At 58.4% G+C, this 17,948-nt stretch carries 10 protein-coding genes; 1 reads left to right on the top strand and 9 read right to left on the bottom strand.

The features are described from left to right. Positions 1–313 precede the first annotated feature (313 nt). From ACESYO_RS03730 to ACESYO_RS03700, 7 genes are all read right to left on the bottom strand, one after another. Positions 314–2,875 carry an ABC transporter permease gene (locus ACESYO_RS03730; RefSeq protein WP_373209534.1) on the bottom strand — a complete coding sequence of 854 codons (2,562 nt, stop codon included), beginning with the start codon at positions 2,873–2,875 and terminating at the stop codon, positions 314–316. A 6-nt stretch (positions 2,876–2,881) separates the two neighbouring features. Further along, a complete protein-coding gene (locus tag ACESYO_RS03725) occupies positions 2,882–3,553 on the bottom strand; it encodes an ABC transporter ATP-binding protein (RefSeq protein ID WP_373209535.1) in 672 nt (223 codons plus the stop codon). A gap of 133 nt (positions 3,554–3,686) precedes the next feature. Then, positions 3,687–4,634, bottom strand: a complete 948-nt coding sequence (locus tag ACESYO_RS03720; protein WP_058962931.1) for a sensor histidine kinase — start codon at positions 4,632–4,634, stop codon at positions 3,687–3,689. Then, the gene (locus ACESYO_RS03715) at positions 4,627–5,313 is read right to left on the bottom strand and encodes a response regulator transcription factor (RefSeq protein WP_058962930.1); all 687 of its coding nucleotides are present in this window, start codon (positions 5,311–5,313) and stop codon (positions 4,627–4,629) included. Before ACESYO_RS03715 ends, ACESYO_RS03720 begins: the two co-directional genes overlap by 8 nt. Before the next feature lie 19 nt (positions 5,314–5,332). Beyond that, positions 5,333–8,173 (bottom strand): excinuclease ABC subunit UvrA, encoded by a 2,841-nt coding sequence (gene uvrA / locus ACESYO_RS03710; protein WP_373209536.1) that lies wholly within the window; start codon positions 8,171–8,173, stop codon positions 5,333–5,335. 3 nt (positions 8,174–8,176) lie between these two features. Beyond that, entirely contained in the window at positions 8,177–10,192 is a 2,016-nt protein-coding gene (gene uvrB / locus ACESYO_RS03705) for an excinuclease ABC subunit UvrB (protein ID WP_058962928.1), read from the bottom strand. A 52-nt stretch (positions 10,193–10,244) separates the two neighbouring features. Beyond that, on the bottom strand, positions 10,245–10,940 hold the full coding sequence (locus tag ACESYO_RS03700; RefSeq protein ID WP_270913181.1) for a JAB domain-containing protein: 696 nt from the start codon (positions 10,938–10,940) through the stop codon (positions 10,245–10,247). Positions 10,941–11,035: 95 nt separating this feature from the next. Between ACESYO_RS03700 and ACESYO_RS03695 the strand changes: the two genes are divergently transcribed. Then, entirely contained in the window at positions 11,036–12,001 is a 966-nt protein-coding gene (locus tag ACESYO_RS03695; RefSeq protein ID WP_058962926.1) for an RluA family pseudouridine synthase, read from the top strand. Positions 12,002–12,278: 277 nt separating this feature from the next. Here the strand turns inward: ACESYO_RS03695 and ACESYO_RS03690 are convergent, their stop codons facing one another. Further along, positions 12,279–16,565, bottom strand: coding sequence for a PolC-type DNA polymerase III (locus tag ACESYO_RS03690; RefSeq protein ID WP_373209537.1), 4,287 nt, complete (start codon positions 16,563–16,565; stop codon positions 12,279–12,281). Positions 16,566–16,891: 326 nt separating this feature from the next. Further along, positions 16,892–17,935: a flavodoxin-dependent (E)-4-hydroxy-3-methylbut-2-enyl-diphosphate synthase gene (gene ispG, locus ACESYO_RS03685; protein WP_270913184.1), complete on the bottom strand. Its 1,044-nt coding sequence runs from the start codon at positions 17,933–17,935 to the stop codon at positions 16,892–16,894. Positions 17,936–17,948 lie beyond the last annotated feature (13 nt).

Raw genomic sequence — 17,948 nt, 5'->3', positions numbered from 1 at the left:
GCCCCGGCCGCCGGGAAGTGTTCTCCGGCGGCCGGGGCCTGCTTTGAGTGTAAAGCAACCACCAGCTACGCTGGTGCGAATTACTTGCTTTAGCATTTAGTTTGCGAGCGAAGCGAGATGACAAACTAATTGCCTACCATATAGAGAGAAAATATGGTTTTGGGATTTTGCTCGTTTACGAGCCGTAGGGCAAGAAATGCAGATGGCAGAATTTTTCGTGGCCCCTTAAGGGGCTTTGCTAGTATAATGCCCTTATAGGGCTTACTCAAACCACCGGCTAAGCCGGTGGTTTTGATTTCTATGGTGATTTTGATCATTCCGCCTGTCGCATCCGCTCCACCACCGGCTGCCCGGCGCCGAAGTGCAGGGCCAGCCGCGGAACCGCGATTCCCAGCAGCACCAGCACAGGAATCGCAGCTAAAAGCGGCCAGATCACAAACCGATAGCTGGTGAAGAACAGGCCGTCCACCAGGGGCTTTACGCACAGCAGTGAGACTCCGACCCCCACGGCCAGACTGCAAAGGATCGTGAACAGGGCATAACAGCTGCCCTCCAGTGCAACCATCGTCTGAAGCTGTCGCCTGGTCATACCGATGGCCTCCAGCATGGCAAATTCCCGCCTGCGGGTCACAATGCCCGTGAGGATAGAGTTAATAAAATTCAACACACCGATCAGCCCGATCACCAGCGAGAGCGAGCCGCCCACCGCCATGAACAGGAACCGTATTCCAGAGTATTCCTGAATGTACCCGTCCCGGGAACGGTAATCCATCAGCGGGTCAATCTGCGTGGTGTAGAGGTTCAGGTATTGCTCCATGGCGTCCACCGATTCCGGCTCCACCGCAAAGGCATAGTTCATCTTGTTGGCGGTGTTGCACATTCCCGCATACACATCCGCTGTGGTGTAATAGACAAATTCGGAAAAGCTGGCCTGCGCCGTCTCGCAGTAATAGGCGGGGTTGATCACCGAAAGAATGGTGAAGGTATGCCGTGCGCCGTCTGCATCGTACAGAGTGACCACGTCACCCACTTTGTGGCGCTGGTCCGGCTCCAGTTTGCCCTCGTCGTTCACCTGTCCAGCAAACAGAATGTATTCGCCGGTGGAGAGCTTCTGCCGGATCGTTTCCGGGTCGCGCTCCCCTTCCATTATCTGCAGATTATCCAGAATGAAATCATCCGCCCCGTAGATCACCGTGAAGGGATTTTTCGCATCGTCCACTGCCTGCGGCCGGTTTCTCCCGTCATTCCGGCAGGGTTTTCCTTCTGCATCCCAGATGGTATCCTCCGGCCACTGATACTCCTCCGCCCAGGAATAGATGTCGCACCAGATCGCGCCGCCCTGCACAAAGCCCTCCTGCGCCTGCACATTGGCGATCAGTGCATCGCTCACCGCGTCTTCGCCGTCCAGCGCCCGGAAGGAGTCGATTCCCCAATAGCGGGCGTTGGCCACAACAAAATCTGTTTTGATAAAACGGGCCAGATATTTGTCCATGTCAAAGCTGCCTGTCAGCGTGAACACACTGTTCATGAGCACCAGCGAAAGACTCATGGATAGAATGACCAACACAGCTCGGCGCTTGTTGCGCCCCACATTGGACAGGGCCATCCGCCAGAGCTTTCCCCCGCTGGTAGAACGCTTTGCCTTTTTCGCCGTTTTCCCGTTTCCTTCGGTATAGCGGGCAGCCTCCACCGGGGAAACCTTTGCGGCAAGCCGGGCAGGCTTGCGCATACTCAGCAGCACGGTGATCACCGAAAAGGCCGCAGCCCCCAGAAAGACCGCCGGGTTCAGGGCCAGCTTGACCTCGTCCACCGTGTTGGTCATCTGCAAAATGAGCGGTGTGAATGCCGTGCCCAGCAAAAAGCCCAGTACCAGCCCCACGGGGATGCCAAACCCGCACATCACAAGCGCCTGACGGCGCAGAATCCGCCGGATCTGTTTTGCGGTGGTCCCGATGGTTTTCAGCAGGCCATAGTAGCGGATGTCCTGCATGACGGAAATCTGAAAGATGTTATAAATGATCAGATACCCGGTGAGCATGATCAGCAGAAGAAGCCCCGCAACCGCGCCGATGCTGGTCCAGTCGGTGATTCCGGCGCCCACATAGGCCCAGTTCTCGTTCCATTCCACCTCTTCGGCAAGGCCCGCCTTTTCGGCCATGGCCCGCAGCTTGCCGCTGATGTTAATACCATTGGAAAAGGTCACATCACACTGGATGAGCCCCACCTGACTGCCGATCTGCTCGCTTGCCTCGGCCAGTTCATCGGCATGCTCCGTGAGATAGGCCTCACTCACAATTCCGAAGCCCGTGTTCATGATGTCACTGTATCCGAACCAGCCCACCAGTGTGAACTGGCGCTCGATCACCGGCTGATCGTAGCCCATCTTCAGCTGCAGCGTGATGGTCTGCCCCTCCTCCGGGGTGATTCCCAACAGCTCCAGACTGCGCTCGTCCATGGCAATCTCATTCGCTGCCTGAGGCGCGCGGCCGCCGGTCAGCTGGCAGAACCGGCGCTCGTAGGCATCCGGCTGCTGATACCACAGCTCCAGATGACGCTTTAAAAACTCCGAATTTTCCACCTCATAGGCACAGATGATGTTCCGATCCAGAATGATTCCCGCCGGGGCTGCCTGCTTAAGCCGGTCGAACTGTTCCTGGGTAAGATCCTTGAAGGTACCGTGGGCGCTGCCGCCGGACTGAAGCATGGTACTGTACTGGAACGAAGTGATCAGATTGCCGCCGATGGAAAACACACTGGTGAACAGAACGGTGGTGAGCATAATCGCCAGAATGGCAATCAGATTGCGGCCCCGGTTTGCCCGGAAGCTCTTGTCCGCCAGGCGATGCAGGGCCTTTCGATTGTTGATCTTCAGCACGGCTCATCACCGCCCTTCCCGGATGCGGCCATCCTCAATGCGCACAATCCGGTCCGCCAGCTGGGCAATCTCCTCGTTGTGGGTGATCATTACAATGGTCTGCCCGAACCGCTCACTGGTCACCCGAAGCAGGCTCAGCACATCCTGGCTGGTTTTGGAATCCAGATTGCCGGTGGGCTCATCCGCCAAAAGAATGGCAGGCTTCGTGGCCAGCGCCCGGGCAATGGCCACCCGCTGCTGCTGGCCGCCGGAAAGCTGGCCGGGCAGGCTTTGGAGCTTGTTTTCCAGCCCCAGTGTGGCGATGATCCGGCTCACGAAGGCCCGGTCCACCCGGTTTCCGTCCAGCTCGATGGGCAGCACGATGTTCTCGTATACGTTCAGTACCGGCACCAGATTGTAGCTTTGAAATACAAAGCCGATCTTCCTGCGGCGGAAGATGGTAAGCGCATCCTTTTTCAGCTGGAAGATATCCTTGCCCTCCACCAGCACCTTGCCGCTGGTGGGTTCATCCAGCCCGCCCAGCATGTGCAGCAGGGTGGATTTTCCGCTGCCGCTGGTGCCCACAATGGCCACGAACTCCCCTTCCGCCACGGTCAGGTCCACTCCGTCCAGGGCGCGCACCTGGGTTTCGCCCTCGCCGTAGTATTTTTTCAGCGCTCTTGTTTCCAGAACGTTCATTCCTCCAAAACCTCCCGATAAAAATAGTCTGTGCGGCAAAGAATGCGCAAGCGCGCTTTTCTTTACAGCACAGACTATACCAGACGATGCTTACCGCACCCTTACAAACAGCGGAGCAAATCGAACAGTTCTGTCACATTTGCGCTTCCAGAGGCAGATACAGCGAAAATTCGCTGCCCCTGCCCGGCTCCGACGCCAGTTTGATGTAGCCACCCTGTTGGGCGGCAATCTGCCTTGCCAGTGCAAGGCCTACCCCGACTCCAGGGCTCTTTGCCGCAGCATGGCCCCGGTAAAACCGCTGGAATACTGCTGCCTGCTCTTTCTCCGGAATGCCGGGGCCGTCGTCTTTCACTGCGATGCGGCAGAACATGGCATACTGCTCACAGGCAATGGAAACATGCCCGCCCGCCGGGGTGTACTTGATGGCGTTATCCACCAGATTGCCCACTGCTTCCTGCGTCCACTTTCGGTCAAAGCAGGCCGAAACGCCGGCAGGCTCAATGTGCAGTGACACTCCCTTTTGCTCTGCCGCAGGCCGGAAGGAATGTTCCAGCGCCCGCAGCAATGGTTCCAGAGGTTGAACCTCGGCCACAGGCTGAACGACCCCGCTTTCCAGCCGGGACAGCTTGACCAGCGCCTCGATCAGAAACCGGAGCTTTTCCGCCTCGGTATTGATCTGGCCCAGCATGGGGCGGGCAGCGGCAGGCAGCGGCTGCTCGTCCAGCAGCTGCCCATAGAGCAGGATATTTGCCAGCGGGGTTTTGGTCTGATGGGAAATATCCCCAATCAGAGATTTGATGCGCCCCCGATCCTCCTCGATTGACTTGCGGGAGAGCTGACTGGAGCGGAGAAAGCGGCTCAGCTTTTCCTCCAGCCGGGAAAGCCGGGCTTCGCTGTAATTTCTCTGCTCAAAGCTGCCCGCAATGGCCTGCTCCAGCATCTGCTCCAAACGACGCATGGTGCGCCGGGTGTACCAGCCATAGACGGCCACACAAATACCGGCTGCCACAACTATAAGCGCGCACAATCCCAGCAGCAGAGCCAGCTGCCCGGGAGTGACGCCGAAAAGCCAGTCATTCATCACCGTTCCCCTTCCAGATATAGCCCACACCGTAGACCGTCTGGATATAACGGGGGCTGCGCGGGTCATCCTCCAGCTTGGCGCGCAGGCGGCGCACCGCTACCGACAGGGTGTTTTCGTCCACAAATTCGCCGCCGTCCCATACCTGATCCAGCAGAGTGTCCCGGGGAACAATCTGCCCCCGGTTTTTCACCAGCAGCTGCAACAGACGCTGTTCCGTGCGGCTGAGCACAACTTCAACACCCTGCTTTTCAAACCGGAGCCGGGCGAAATCAAACCGGAAGGGACCGATCTCCACCAGCTCCGGCCCGGCAGGCACGCGGCGGCGCAGCGCGGCGGTAACCCTTGCCCGCAGTACTGCAAGGCTGAAGGGCTTGGTGATATAGTCATCGCCACCTGCTTCCAGCGCCGCCACCTCGCTGTATTCGGTATCGTTGGCAGTGAGAAAAAGCACCGGAACCGGATCCCGCCGGTCGCGCAGCTGGCGGCAAAGCTCCAGCCCATTGCCGTCCGGCAGACCCAGATCCAGAAGAATCAGGGAGAACACCCTCGTCTGTAATGCCCGCCGGGCCTCGGCCAGCGTGGCGCAGCGAACAAACTCATAGGGCTGCTGGCTGAATGCGAGAGCAATGCCCTCGCTCAGCGCCGCATCGTCCTCCACCAACAGAATGGTTTCCATGGAATTCCTCTTTGCTTTCTTATTCGGTCACCCGGTCCCGCTCCAGAATGGGGCCCAGGTAGTTACCGGTGTAGGAGGCAGGCACCTTGGCCACCTCTTCCGGGGTGCCGGTGGCCACGATGGTGCCGCCCTCGTCGCCGCCTTCGGGGCCCAGATCAATGATATAATCTGCCCGCTTGATGATGTCCAGATTGTGCTCGATGATGACCACGGTGTTGCCCGCGTCCACCAGACGATCCAGTACGGTGATGAGCTTGTGCACGTCCGCCACATGCAGGCCGGTGCTGGGCTCGTCCAGTACATACACAGTCTGGCCGGTCTCCCGCTTGGCCAGCTCCAGCGCCAGCTTTACACGCTGAGCCTCGCCGCCAGACAGAGTGGTGGCACTCTGGCCCAGCTTGATATAGCCCAGGCCCACGTCCAGCAGGGTCTGCAGCTTGCGGTGAATGCGGGGAATGTTGGCAAAGAAGGTGCAGGCCTCCTCCACCGTCATGTCCAGCACATCGGCAATGCTCTTGTCCTTGTATTTTACCTCAAGGGTTTCCCGGTTGTAGCGGGCGCCCTTACACACCTCACAGGGCACGAAGATATCCGGCAAAAAGTGCATCTCGATCTGCACAATGCCGTCGCCCTCACAGGCTTCGCAGCGGCCGCCCTTCACGTTGAAGCTGAACCGGCCGGGGCCGTAGCCGCGCATCTTGGCGTCCTGGGTCTGGGCAAACACGTTGCGGATATCGGTGAACACGCCGGTGTAGGTGGCCGGGTTAGAACGGGGTGTGCGGCCGATGGGTGCCTGGTCGATGCCGATGACCTTATCCACGTTTTCCAGGCCCTTGATCTCCTTGTATTTGCCGGGGCGGCGCTTGGCGCCGTTCAGCTCCATGGCCAGGGCCTTGTAGAAGATCTCGTTGATCAGGCTGGACTTGCCGCTGCCGGATACACCGGTCACGCAGATCATCTTGCCCAGCGGGATATCCACATTCACATTTTTCAGGTTGTTCTCGGCCGCGCCCACGATGCGCAGCTTTTTGCCGTTACCCTTACGGCGGGTGGCAGGCACCTCGATTCGTTTACGGCCGGACAGATACGCGCCGGTGATGCTGCGGGGGGCTTTGCAGATATCCTCCACCGAACCCTCGGCCACAACCTCGCCGCCGTGTACGCCTGCGCCGGGGCCAATATCCACGATATAGTCTGCCTGGCGCATGGTGTCCTCATCGTGCTCCACCACCACCAGTGTGTTGCCCAGATCCCGCAGACGCTTGAGGGTGGCAATCAGCTTGTCGTTGTCCCGCTGGTGCAGACCGATGCTGGGCTCGTCCAGCACATAGAGCACGCCGGTGAGGGCGCTGCCGATCTGGGTGGCCAGCCGGATGCGCTGGCTCTCGCCGCCGGACAAACCGGACGCACCACGGGAAAGGGTCAGGTAATCCAGACCCACGCTCTGCAAAAAGCCCAACCGCTCACGCACCTCTTTCAGGATGCCGTCGCCGATGCGGTGCTCCTGATCGGTCAACTGGATGTCGTTGATGAAGTTCAGCTCCTGACGCACACTCATCTCGCACAGGTCGCTGATGTTCACCCCGCCCACGGTAACCGCCAGACTGGTGGGCTTGAGCCGCTTGCCGTGGCAGTCCGGGCATTCCACGCCGTTCATCACGGTGGCGATCTCTTCCTTCATCCACTCGCTGCTGGTCTCCCGGAAGCGGCGTTCCAGATTGTTCACAATGCCCTCGAATTCGTTCAGGTAACGGCCGGAACCGAACTCGTTTTCCCGGTGCATCTCGATGCGTTCACCGCCGGTGCCGTAAAGAATGGCATTCACCGCCTCGGCGCTCATTTCCTTGATGGGGGTATCCAGCGTGAAGCCGTACTTTTTGCCCAGGCCCTTGTAATACATCTCGCTGATCGAACCCTCAGCGTAGTACCAGCCGCTGGCCTTGATGGCGCCCTCCCGGATGGACAGGTCCTTGTTGGGGATGATCAGCTCCGGGTCCACCCGCATGAAGGTGCCCAGACCGGTGCAGCGTTCGCAGGCGCCGAAGGGGTTGTTGAAGCTGAACATGCGGGGCTCCAGCTCGTCGATGGAGATACCGTGGTCCGGGCAGGCATAGCTCTGGCTGAACTGCATCTCTTCCCCGCCGCTCACGTCGATGGTCACCAGACCACCGGTGAGGGCGATGGCCGTTTCCAGCGAATCCGCCAGTCGGCTCTGCACGGTGTCGTTGATGACCAGACGGTCCACCACGATCTCCACCGTGTGCTTTTTGTTCTTTTCCAAACTGATCTCTTCGTCCAGATCATAGAGGTTGCCGTCGATGCGTACGCGGGCGTAGCCGCCCCGCCGGGCGGCCTCCAGCTCCTTCTGCTGGGTGCCCTTGCGGCCCCGTACCACCGGGGCCAGCACCTGGAACTTGGTGCCCTTGGGCAGCGCCAGAATGGCGTCCACCATCTGATCCACCGTCTGCTGGCTGATCACCCGGCCGCAGATGGGGCAATGAGGCACGCCGATGCGGGCGTACAAAAGGCGCAGATAGTCGTAAATTTCGGTTACGGTACCCACGGTGGACCGGGGGTTCCGGTTGGTGGTTTTCTGGTCGATGGAGATGGCCGGCGAAAGGCCCTGAATGTCGTCCACATCCGGCTTTTCCATCTGGCCCAGGAACTGACGGGCGTAGCTGGAAAGACTCTCCATATAACGGCGCTGGCCGTCCGCATAAATGGTATCGAAGGCCAGGCTGGACTTGCCGCTGCCGGACAGGCCGGTCATCACGATCAGCTTGTCCCGCGGGATGGTCAGGTTTACATTTTTCAGGTTGTGCTCGCGGGCACCCTTGATGACGATCTTATCGTTATTCAATGCTCAGAACTTTCCTTTCCTCTTTTTCGGCTTTGCTTCCGGGGTATCATCACTGGGATTCTCGCCCCGGCGCAGCTTTTCAATGCGGTCACGCAGGAAGGCCGCGTGCTCGAATTCCAGCAGCTTGGCCGCCTCCTTCATCTCGCGGGTCAGGCGGGTGATCAGCTGCTCCCGCTCCGCCTTGCTCATGCGGCGGGTACCAAGCTTCGCGTTCTCCTTGTGGTCGCTGATTTCAATGCTGTCACGGATGCTCTTCACGATGGTTTTCGGAGTGATACCGTGGGCCTCGTTGTAGGCCATCTGGATAGAGCGGCGGCGCTCGGTCTCGGTGATGGCCTTCTCCATGCTGGGAGTGACCTCATCCGCATACATGATTACGATGCCTTCCGCATTTCGGGCGGCACGGCCGATGGTCTGCACCAGACTGGTCTCGCTGCGCAAAAAGCCTTCCTTGTCCGCGTCCAGAATCGCCACCAGCGATACCTCCGGCAGGTCCAGGCCCTCGCGCAGCAGGTTGATGCCCACGATCACGTCGATGGTGCCGGTACGCAGGTCCTTGATCAGCTCCATCCGCTCGAAGGTATCCACCTCGTGGTGCATATATTTGACCTTGACCCCGTGCTCGGTGAGGAAGTCGGTCAGGTCCTCAGCCATCTTCTTGGTCAGGGTAGTCACCAGCACCCGCTCGTTCCGGGCGGTGCGCTGGTTGATCTCGCCCAGCAGATCCTCGATCTGGCCCTCCACCGGCTTGACGATGATCTGGGGGTCCAACAGGCCGGTGGGGCGGATCACCTGCTCGGCCACCCGCACGCTGTGCTCCCGCTCATATTCGCCGGGCGTTGCACTCACGAACACGATCTGGTTCAGCTTGCTTTCCACCTCCTCGAATTTGAGGGGGCGGTTGTCAAAGGCGGAAGGCAGACGGAAACCGAAATCCACCAGAGTTTTCTTGCGGGCATAGTCACCGCCGTACATGGCCCGCAGCTGGGGCAGCATCACATGGCTCTCGTCCACAAACAGCAAAAAGTCCTTGGGGAAATAGTCCAGCAGCGTGGTGGGGGTGGAGCCGGGCGCACGGCCGGAAAGCACCGCGGAATAGTTCTCGATGCCCTTGCACATGCCCACTTCCTGCAGCATCTCCATATCATAGTTGGTGCGCTGGGCAATGCGCTGGGCCTCCAGCAGCTTGCCCTCCTCGGTGAACTTCTTCACCTGCCGGTCCATCTCTTCCCGGATGCTCACAAGGCCCGCCTGCATCTTTTCCGGGGAAACGATGTAATGGCTGGCCGGGAAGATGGCCACGTGCTTGACCACGTTTTTTCGCTCGCCGGTGAGGGGGTTCATCTCGCTGATGCGATCGATCTCGTCCCCGAAGAATTCCACCCGGATGGCCACGTCGTTCATATAGGCTAGGTTGATCTCCACCGTGTCGCCCCGAACCCGGAACTTGTTGCGCACGAAGTTGATGTCGTTGCGCTCGTATTGCAGCTTCACCAGCCGTTTGCACAGCTCGTCCCGGTCCATCTGCATGCCGGGGCGCAGGCTGATGACCATGCTCCGGTAGTCGATGGGGTCGCCCAGGCTGTAGATGCAGGACACACTGGCCACGATGATCACATCCCGCCGCTCGGACAAAGCCGCTGTGGCGGAATGGCGCAGCCGGTCGATTTCGTCATTGATGGCGCTGTCCTTTTCGATGTAGGTATCGGTGGACGGGATATACGCCTCGGGCTGGTAGTAGTCGTAGTAGGAGACGAAATATTCCACCGCGTTCTCCGGGAAGAACTCCCGGAACTCGGTGCAAAGCTGGGCCGCCAGGGTCTTGTTATGGGCCAGCACCAGTGTGGGCCGGTTGACCTTGGCAATCACGTTGGCCATGGTAAAAGTTTTGCCGCTGCCGGTCACACCCAGCAGGGTCTGGGCCTTATCGCCGTTCAGGATGCCTTGGGCCAGTGTTTCAATGGCCTGGGGCTGGTCGCCCGTTGGCTGATAGGGTGCTACAAGTTTAAACTGATCCATTCGATCATCCTTTCTGTTCGCGGGTAGAACCGCGGGTTTTCTGCCGGCCGCCTCAGGTAAACAGGCTCTGGAATCGGTCGCTCTGCCGCAGGGAAATATACCCATCCGGCGCAACGATCACATGGTCCACCAGCTTCAGACCCAGTGTCCCCAGCTTCTGGCGGATCTGGCTGGTCAGATTCATATCTTCCCGGGAGGGCAGCGCAAAGCCTCTGGGATGGTTGTGAGCCAGCACCAATTGGGTGGCCCCCAGGGTGATCATCCGGCTGCTGAGTACGTTCACAAACACCGACGAGGCGTTCACCGTGCCCTCAAAACACTTTTCCACCTTGAGAATATGATTGCGGTCGTCCAGATACATGGCGTAGACCTGCTCCACCCGAGCGCCGTAAAACAGCGACTCCATGTGTTCGCCGATCTCTTCCAGGCTTTTCACGGTGCGCACCGGACGGGTTTTGTGCTGGTGGTAGCGCCGGTCCACCGCCAGAAACAGGCGGATCAGCCGGGCGGTAGCCGGGCCCACGCCCTCCACCTGAGTGAGTTCCTGCTCACTGGCCTCCAGCACCCGGTCCAGCCCACCGAAATGATCCATCAGCGCGTGGGCAATCGGGTTCACATCCTTGCGGGGAATGGCATGAAACAGGATGTATTCCAGCACCTCATGATCGGAAAAGCCATCGAAGCCGGTCTCTTCAAACCGCTTACGCATCCGCTGGCGGTGGTTTGCGTGAATCTGCTGCTGCGCCATTCCCTGTTCCCCGTTCCCTTCAAAGTTACGCTTTACGCGCTATTCTTTATATTATATACTATTTACAGGTTATTGGAAAGAGAGGAACCTTTTGAATGAAACGCTTTACCGCGGGCACCAATGAGGAAGGCGTGCGCCTTTCCCGTTTTGTGCAAAACGTTACTGTTAATCTGCCCAACAGCTTGCTGTACAAGAGCTTTCGGAACAAACGCATCAAGGTAAACGGCAAAAAAGCCGACGCAGATTACCGCATTCATGCCGGGGATGTGCTGGAGCTTTATATCAACGACGAGTTCTTTTCCGCTGCTCCTGCGCCCAAGGCACCGGCCCGCCGTCAGCCGCCGGTTCAGGTGGTCTACGAGGACGAGAATCTGGCGGTGCTGTACAAGCCCGCTCACCTGCTCTGCCACTCGGATCGCACCGGCGACGCCAATCTGGTGGATGCCTTCACCGCTTATCTTACCCAGAAAGGCGAATATATTGCCGGGCAGGAGCACACCTTTGCCCCTGCGCTGTGCAACCGGCTGGACCGGGGCACCGAGGGTCTGGTGGTGGCCGCAAAGAATTACGCCGCTTTGCGGGACATGAACGAGATCATCCGCACCGATCTGGTGCGCAAGGAGTACCTGACCATCACTTTCGGCAAGCCGCCCAAGGGCCGCCACACCGCCTGGCTGCGCCACAATGAATCCAACAACAAGGTGCAGGTCCGTGCCGACGCTGCCGAGGGCTTCAAAGAGATCATCACCGAGGTGACTCCGGAAAAGGTAATTGGCCCCTTCACCCTCTGTCGCATCGGGCTGGTGACCGGCCGCACCCATCAGATTCGCGCTCATCTGGCGTTTCTGGGTGCACCAGTGCTGGGCGACATCAAATACGGCAACCGGAAGTGGAACGAAAAGGCCGGCCTGAAGACCCAGGCCCTGTGTGCAGTACAACTGACTTTCGGCCAGATCCCGGAGGAAAGCTTGCTGCATTACCTGAGCGGCAAGCAGATCCGTTTGGAGCAGCCTCAGATCCTGACCACCTTCAACGACCTGGCCAAGCTGGGGCCCCGGTGAATTCTTTCGGCAGTCAGGCTGCATATTCTTGCATTTTGCCTGTTCTGGCCACTGTTTTCCCCTGCTTTGCAGAGAATAAGGCTTCTTGATATTCGATTTTTGAAAAAGATTTTCACGCCCGTCACATTTGGTGTCGGGCGTTTTGTTTTTCCTCTTTCCTTTAAGACATAAGAAAAAGAGCGAAACACGTTCGTGAAACGCGTTTCGCTCTTTTGTTTGAACTGCCTTCCCCGGCATACACGCATCAAAGAAAGCGCAGACCGCAGGAAGTAAAGAATCAGAAGAAGCTCACCTGGCTTGTATCCGGCAGGCCGCCCAGAGCACCTACATTTTTCAGGTTCTCCATCACAGCGCTGGAAACGCCGGTGGCCTGCTGAAGCTCCTCGATGGACAGGTATTCCTGCCCGTTGATGGTGGCCCTCTCCAGCGCAACGGCAGCGGACTCACCCACGCCCTTCAGAGAGGCGAAGGGCAGACGGACCTTGTCATCCTCCACCACATACTGGGTGGCCCGACTCTTGCCCAGCTGAATGGGCAAAAACTCATAGCCGCGGGCCAGCATCTCGTTCACCAATTGCAGCGAAACCTGAATGTCTTCGTCCTTGGCTTTCCGCTCTTCCCGCAGGCGGGCGTTTACTTCTTTCAAATGCTGCTGGGCTACCTTCACACCACCCACCGCAGCTTCGTAGTCGATGTCGTCGCCGCGGACGGTGAAGTAGGTGGCGTAAAATGCCTGGGGATGGTACACCTTGAACCACATCAGCCGGATGGCCGCAATCAGATAGGCCACGGCGTGAGCCTTGGGGAACATGTACTTGATCTTGCGGCAGGAATCCATGTACCAGTCCGGCACACCGCACTCCTTCATGGTCTCCTCTGCCCCCGGCGGGAAGCCGCCCTTTGCCACCTTGCCCTTTCGGGTCAGCTCCATGATGTTGAAGGCCAGTTTGGGCTCCAGACCCTTGTGCAACAGGTAGGTCATGATGCTGTCACGACAGCCGATCACGTCGGAAATGGTGCACACGCCGTCCTTGATCAGGTCCTGGGCGTTGCCGTTCCAAACGTCGGTGCCGTGGGATAGGCCGGAAATCTGAATCAGGTCGCTGAAGTTCTTCGGCTGGGCTTCAATGAGCATCTGCCGCACGAAGGGGGTGCCCAGCTCCGGAATGCCGAAGGTACCGGTCTGGCTGTCGATCTGCTCCGGGGTGACCCCCAGTGCTTCGGTGGATACCAGCAGGCTGATCACCTTGGTATCGTTCATGGGCACCTTTTCCATGGGGATGCCGGTCATGTTCTCCAGATACTTGTACATAGTGGGAACATCGTGACCCAGCTCGTCCAGCTTGAGCAAGGTATCATGGAGGTATTTGAATTCGAAGTGGGTGGTAAGCACACCCTTTTCCTTATCGTCGGCGGGATGCTGGATGGGACAGAAGTCCTGGATCTCGTGCACATCCGGCACGACCACCATGCCGCCCGGGTGCTGGCCGGTGGTACGCTTTACGCCGGTGCAGCCCTGGTTGAGCCGGTTCTCCTCCGCACGGTTCACAATGCGGCCCCGCTCCTCCAGATATTTTTTCACATAACCGTAGGCAGTCTTATCCTGCAGACCGGACACAGTGCCCGCCTTGAACACGAACTCCTTGCCGAACAGCTCCTCGGTATACCGGTGCACATAGCTCTGGTACTCGCCGGAGAAGTTCAGGTCGATATCAGGCTCCTTGTCGCCGTCGAAGCCCAGGAAGGTCTCGAAGGGAATGTCATGGCCGTCCACGATCAGAGGCGCGCCGCAGCAGGGGCAGTTTTTGTCCGGCAGGTCGAAGCCGTCGGCCACGCTGCCATCGGTGATAAACTCGCTGTACTGGCAGTTGGGGCACAGGTAATGGGGCGGCAAGCTGTTCACCTCGGAAATTCCCGAGAAATGGGCCACCGCAGAGGAGCCAACCGAACCACGGCTGCCCACCTGGTACCCATTTTGGTTTGAAAAGGCAACCAGCTTTACAGCAATTACATACAGAACCGCAAAGCCGTGGCCGCAAATGGAATCCAGTTCCCGCTGCAAACGAGCCCGCACCAGCTCCGGCAAGGGGTCGCCGTAATGCTTTTTGGCGGTGTTCCAGGTGGCGTCGCGCAGCTGCTGCTCGGCGCCCTCGATGGAAGGCGGGAAGGTCCCTTTGGGAATGGCCCGCACTCCCCCGTCCACCATATCGGCAATCTTGTTGGGGTTGGTTACCACGATCTCAAAGGCCTTTTCCTTGGGCAGATAGTTGAACTGATTGAGCATATCCTCGGTGGTGCGATAGTACAGCGGCGCCTGATTATCCGCATCCTTGAAGCCGTTGCCGGCCTGCAACACCGCCCGGTAGACCGAGTCCTCCGGGTCCTGGAAATGAACGTCGCCGGTAGCCACCACCGGCTTGTTCAGCACCTCGCCCAGCTTGATGATGGTGCGGTTGAAATCCTGAATCTTGTCCATGGAGTCCACCAGATGCTCCCGCACCATGTATTCGTTGTTGCCCAGAGGCTGAACCTCCAGAAAATCGTAATATTCCGCGATCTGGCACAGCTTTTCGAAGCTCTGACCCTCCACAACAGCTCTGTAAAGCTCACCAGCTTCACAGGCAGAGCCAATCAAAAGTCCGTCCCGATACTTGTTCAGAATGCTGCGCGGAACGCGGGGCTTCTTGAAGAAGTAGTTGGTGTGGGCCTCGCTGACGATCTTGTACAGGTTTTTCAGGCCCACCTGATTGCGCACCAGAATAATCAGGTGGTAATACTTCTTTTTGATTACCTCTTTGTTGCCGCCGCCCAGACCAATGTTAATATCCTCCAGCCGCTCGATCTTCTTTTCTACCAGATCCTCCAGCATCTTGCAGAAGATTTTGGCAAGGGCCATGGCATCGTCCACCGCCCGGTGATGATTGAAAGGCTCGATCTCCAGATGGTCGTTGATGGTATCCAGCTTATAGTTACGCAGGCCCGGATACAGATTCTGGGCCATGGGCAGGGTATCGATGTAGGCGTTGTCCAGCTCGATGCCCGCCCGCTTTGCTGCAATGTGCATGAAGCGCATGTCGAACTTGTGGGCGTTGTGTGCGATGAGCACCCGGCCCTTTGCAAATTCCGCAAACATACGCACCGCCTCGTCCGGCGTGGGAGCATCCGCCACCATGCTGTCGTTGATGCCGGTGAGCTCCACGATCTTGGGCGGGATGGGCTTGCCCGGATTTACAAAGGTTCCGAACGTCTCGGTAATCTGACCGTTCTCCACCACTACCGCGCCGATCTCGGTGAGGAACTCGGTGTTGGGGTCCAGACCGGTGGTTTCGGTATCATACACCACAAAGCTGCCACTCATGGGGCCGGTTGCCTCGCCGTACAGCACCGGGATCATGTCGTCCACAAAGTAGGCTTCCACGCCGTAGATCACCTTGAAATCCGGATCACTTTTGCGGATGGCATCCGCTGCCAGCATCGCTTCCGGGAAGCCCTGCACCACACCGTGATCAGTGATGGCAATGGCCCGGTGACCCATGCGGTGTGCGGTGCGTACGATCTCGCCCGGGTCACAGAAGCCGTCCATGCTGCTGAGCTTGGTGTGCAGATGCAGCTCCACCCGCTTCTGGGGAGCGTTGTCCTCCCGCTTGCGGCGCTCCACCTGAAGCACATCGTAGGGATAGACCACATAATCGTGCTCGTATTTATCATAGGTGCATTCGCCCTTAAGCACCAGGGTAGTGCCCTTTTTCAGCTCCTCCCACTTGCTGAAGTCCTCCCCTTCCCGACTGCGAAGCTTCAGGTTGATGGAGCCGGTGTAGTCGGTGATGGAAACGATGTAGCTCTTCTGGAAGTTGCCTTTGACCTCCACCGCGAACACGTCGCCCCAGATCATCACGCGGCCACCATCGCCGCCCAGATCTTTCAGCGGGGTCAGTTCACCGGGCTTGAAGTTTTTGCCGTGGAACAGCTTGACCGGCTTGTCGGTCAGATCCAGGCCGGGGATCTTGATGGGCGGCAGGCCCTTCTTCTCCTCGAACTTCACGGTGGGCACCTTCTTCAGTACCTTCTTCTCCCATTCCTCCACGGTGGCAGTCTTACCGGTCTGGGCAAGCTCCACCCGAGGCAGAGTTCCGGTGCGCTGCTCGATGCGCTGAGCCAGCGCCTGGGGGAATTGAATTTCCTCCAGAATCTTTTTGCCCACCTTGATGTGCAGCCGGATGGTCTGGCCCTCAATGTCAATGGCGGCATGGTCCAGAAAGCCGTTGACCGGATAATCCTCGTCCCGCAGTTCACCGATCAGCTTCTGGATACTCTCCGGCGTGATGGTCTCGTAGGGGAAACTGTTCTGGATCTCCACCTGAAAGCCATCGAACAAAGGGATGAGCGAGGTGCACAGGCGGTCACACAGGCTCACCGGCAACGGCGCACCGCTGCGTAGGTGGATTCGGATCTTCCGGCTCAGGCGCAGCATCTCCACATGCTCCACCAGCACCCCTGCAAAACAGCGGGCAAAGGTCTCGTCCACCGTGAACTGGGGCCACAGTTGTGTTACCAAAGGTTTCAATGGAATTTGTCTCCTTATTTCAACAATCAAAACCACCGGCTTAGCCGGTGGTTTGAGTAAGCCCTATAAGGGCATTATACTAGCAAAGCCCCTTAAGGGGCCACGAAAAATTCTGCCATCTGCATTTCTTGCCCTACGGCTCGTAAACGAGCAAAATCCCAAAACCATATTTTCTCTCTATATGGTAGGCAATTAGTTTGTCATCTCGCTTCGCTCGCAAACTAAATGCTAAAGCAAGTAATTCGCACCAGCGTAGCTGGTGGTTGCTTTACACTCAAAGCAATGCCTGCGGGCAGGAAACTCCCGCCCGCAGGCTCAAATAAGCATCACAGCTTATAGATCTCGTCCACCAGCTGTCCCACGATGTCGCCCCGCAGCATCCGGATCTTTTCGCCCCGGATGAACAGCAGCGCCTCGTCCTTGCCGCCGGCAATGCCGATATCCGCCTCCCGGGCCTCACCGGGGCCGTTTACCACGCAGCCCATCACGGCCACCTTGATGGGCTTTTTGTAGCCCTTCAGGCGCTTCTCCACCTCGTCGGCAATCTTGGCCACCTGAATGTTGGTGCGGCCGCAGGTGGGGCAGCTTATGATTTCCGGGCCGCCCACCGCATGACCGGCAGCACGCAAAATATCGTAACCAGCCTGCACTTCCTTCTCCGGGTCATCGGTCAGGGAAACGCGCAGGGTATCACCGATGCCCTCCAGCAGCAGGCCGCCAATACCCATACCGGACTTGATCAGGCCCATGCGGTAGGTACCGGCCTCGGTAACACCCACATGCAGCGGATAATCGCACTTCTCACTGAGCAGACGGTAGGCCTGCATCATGGTGGGCACATTGCTGGATTTAATGGAGATTACAATGTTGTTGAAATCGTGCTTTTCCAGCAGGGCCACATGATACATAGCGCTTTCCACCAGAGCCTCCGGCACCGGCGCACCATACTTGGCCAGAATCTCCTTTTCCAGGCTGCCCGCATTCACGCCGATGCGGATGGGGATGTTCTTAGCATTGCAGGCCCGGGCCACCGCGCGCACATTTTCGTCCGCACCGATGTTGCCGGGATTAATGCGAATCTTGTCCACGCCCGCGTCCACGCAAGCCAGCGCAATCTTGTAGTTGAAATGGATATCTGCCACAAAAGGCACATCCACCGCATTTTTCACTGCTTCTACAATGCGCACGTCCTCCAGACTGGGAACGCTGGCACGCAGAATCTGGCAGCCGGCTTCCACCACCCGCTTTGCCTGGGCCACGTTGCCCGGGATATCCGCCACGGGCACGTTCAGCATAGTCTGAACTGCCACCGGATTGTGGCCGCCGATCACCAGGTTGCCGATTTTCACTTCACGTTTGACCTTACGCATGATTGATTATCCT

This window comes from Allofournierella massiliensis, assembly GCF_964241245.1.
Lineage (GTDB): Bacteria > Bacillota > Clostridia > Oscillospirales > Ruminococcaceae > Allofournierella > Allofournierella massiliensis.
Note: the sequence above shows the minus strand (reverse complement) of the source record. Positions and strands in the feature narration are given on the sequence as shown.

Excerpts from the sequence above, each read along its gene's own strand:
- ACESYO_RS03700 (WP_270913181.1), bottom strand. The coding sequence starts at position 10,940 with ATGGCGCAGCAGCAGATTCACGCAAACCACCGCCAGCGGATGCGTAAG.
- ispG (WP_270913184.1), bottom strand. The coding sequence starts at position 17,935 with ATGCGTAAGGTCAAACGTGAAGTGAAAATCGGCAACCTGGTGATCGGC.
- uvrB (WP_058962928.1), bottom strand. The coding sequence starts at position 10,192 with ATGGATCAGTTTAAACTTGTAGCACCCTATCAGCCAACGGGCGACCAG.
- ACESYO_RS03695 (WP_058962926.1), top strand. The coding sequence starts at position 11,036 with ATGAAACGCTTTACCGCGGGCACCAATGAGGAAGGCGTGCGCCTTTCC.
- ACESYO_RS03725 (WP_373209535.1), bottom strand. The coding sequence starts at position 3,553 with ATGAACGTTCTGGAAACAAGAGCGCTGAAAAAATACTACGGCGAGGGC.
- ACESYO_RS03715 (WP_058962930.1), bottom strand. The coding sequence starts at position 5,313 with ATGGAAACCATTCTGTTGGTGGAGGACGATGCGGCGCTGAGCGAGGGC.
- ACESYO_RS03720 (WP_058962931.1), bottom strand. The coding sequence starts at position 4,634 with ATGAATGACTGGCTTTTCGGCGTCACTCCCGGGCAGCTGGCTCTGCTG.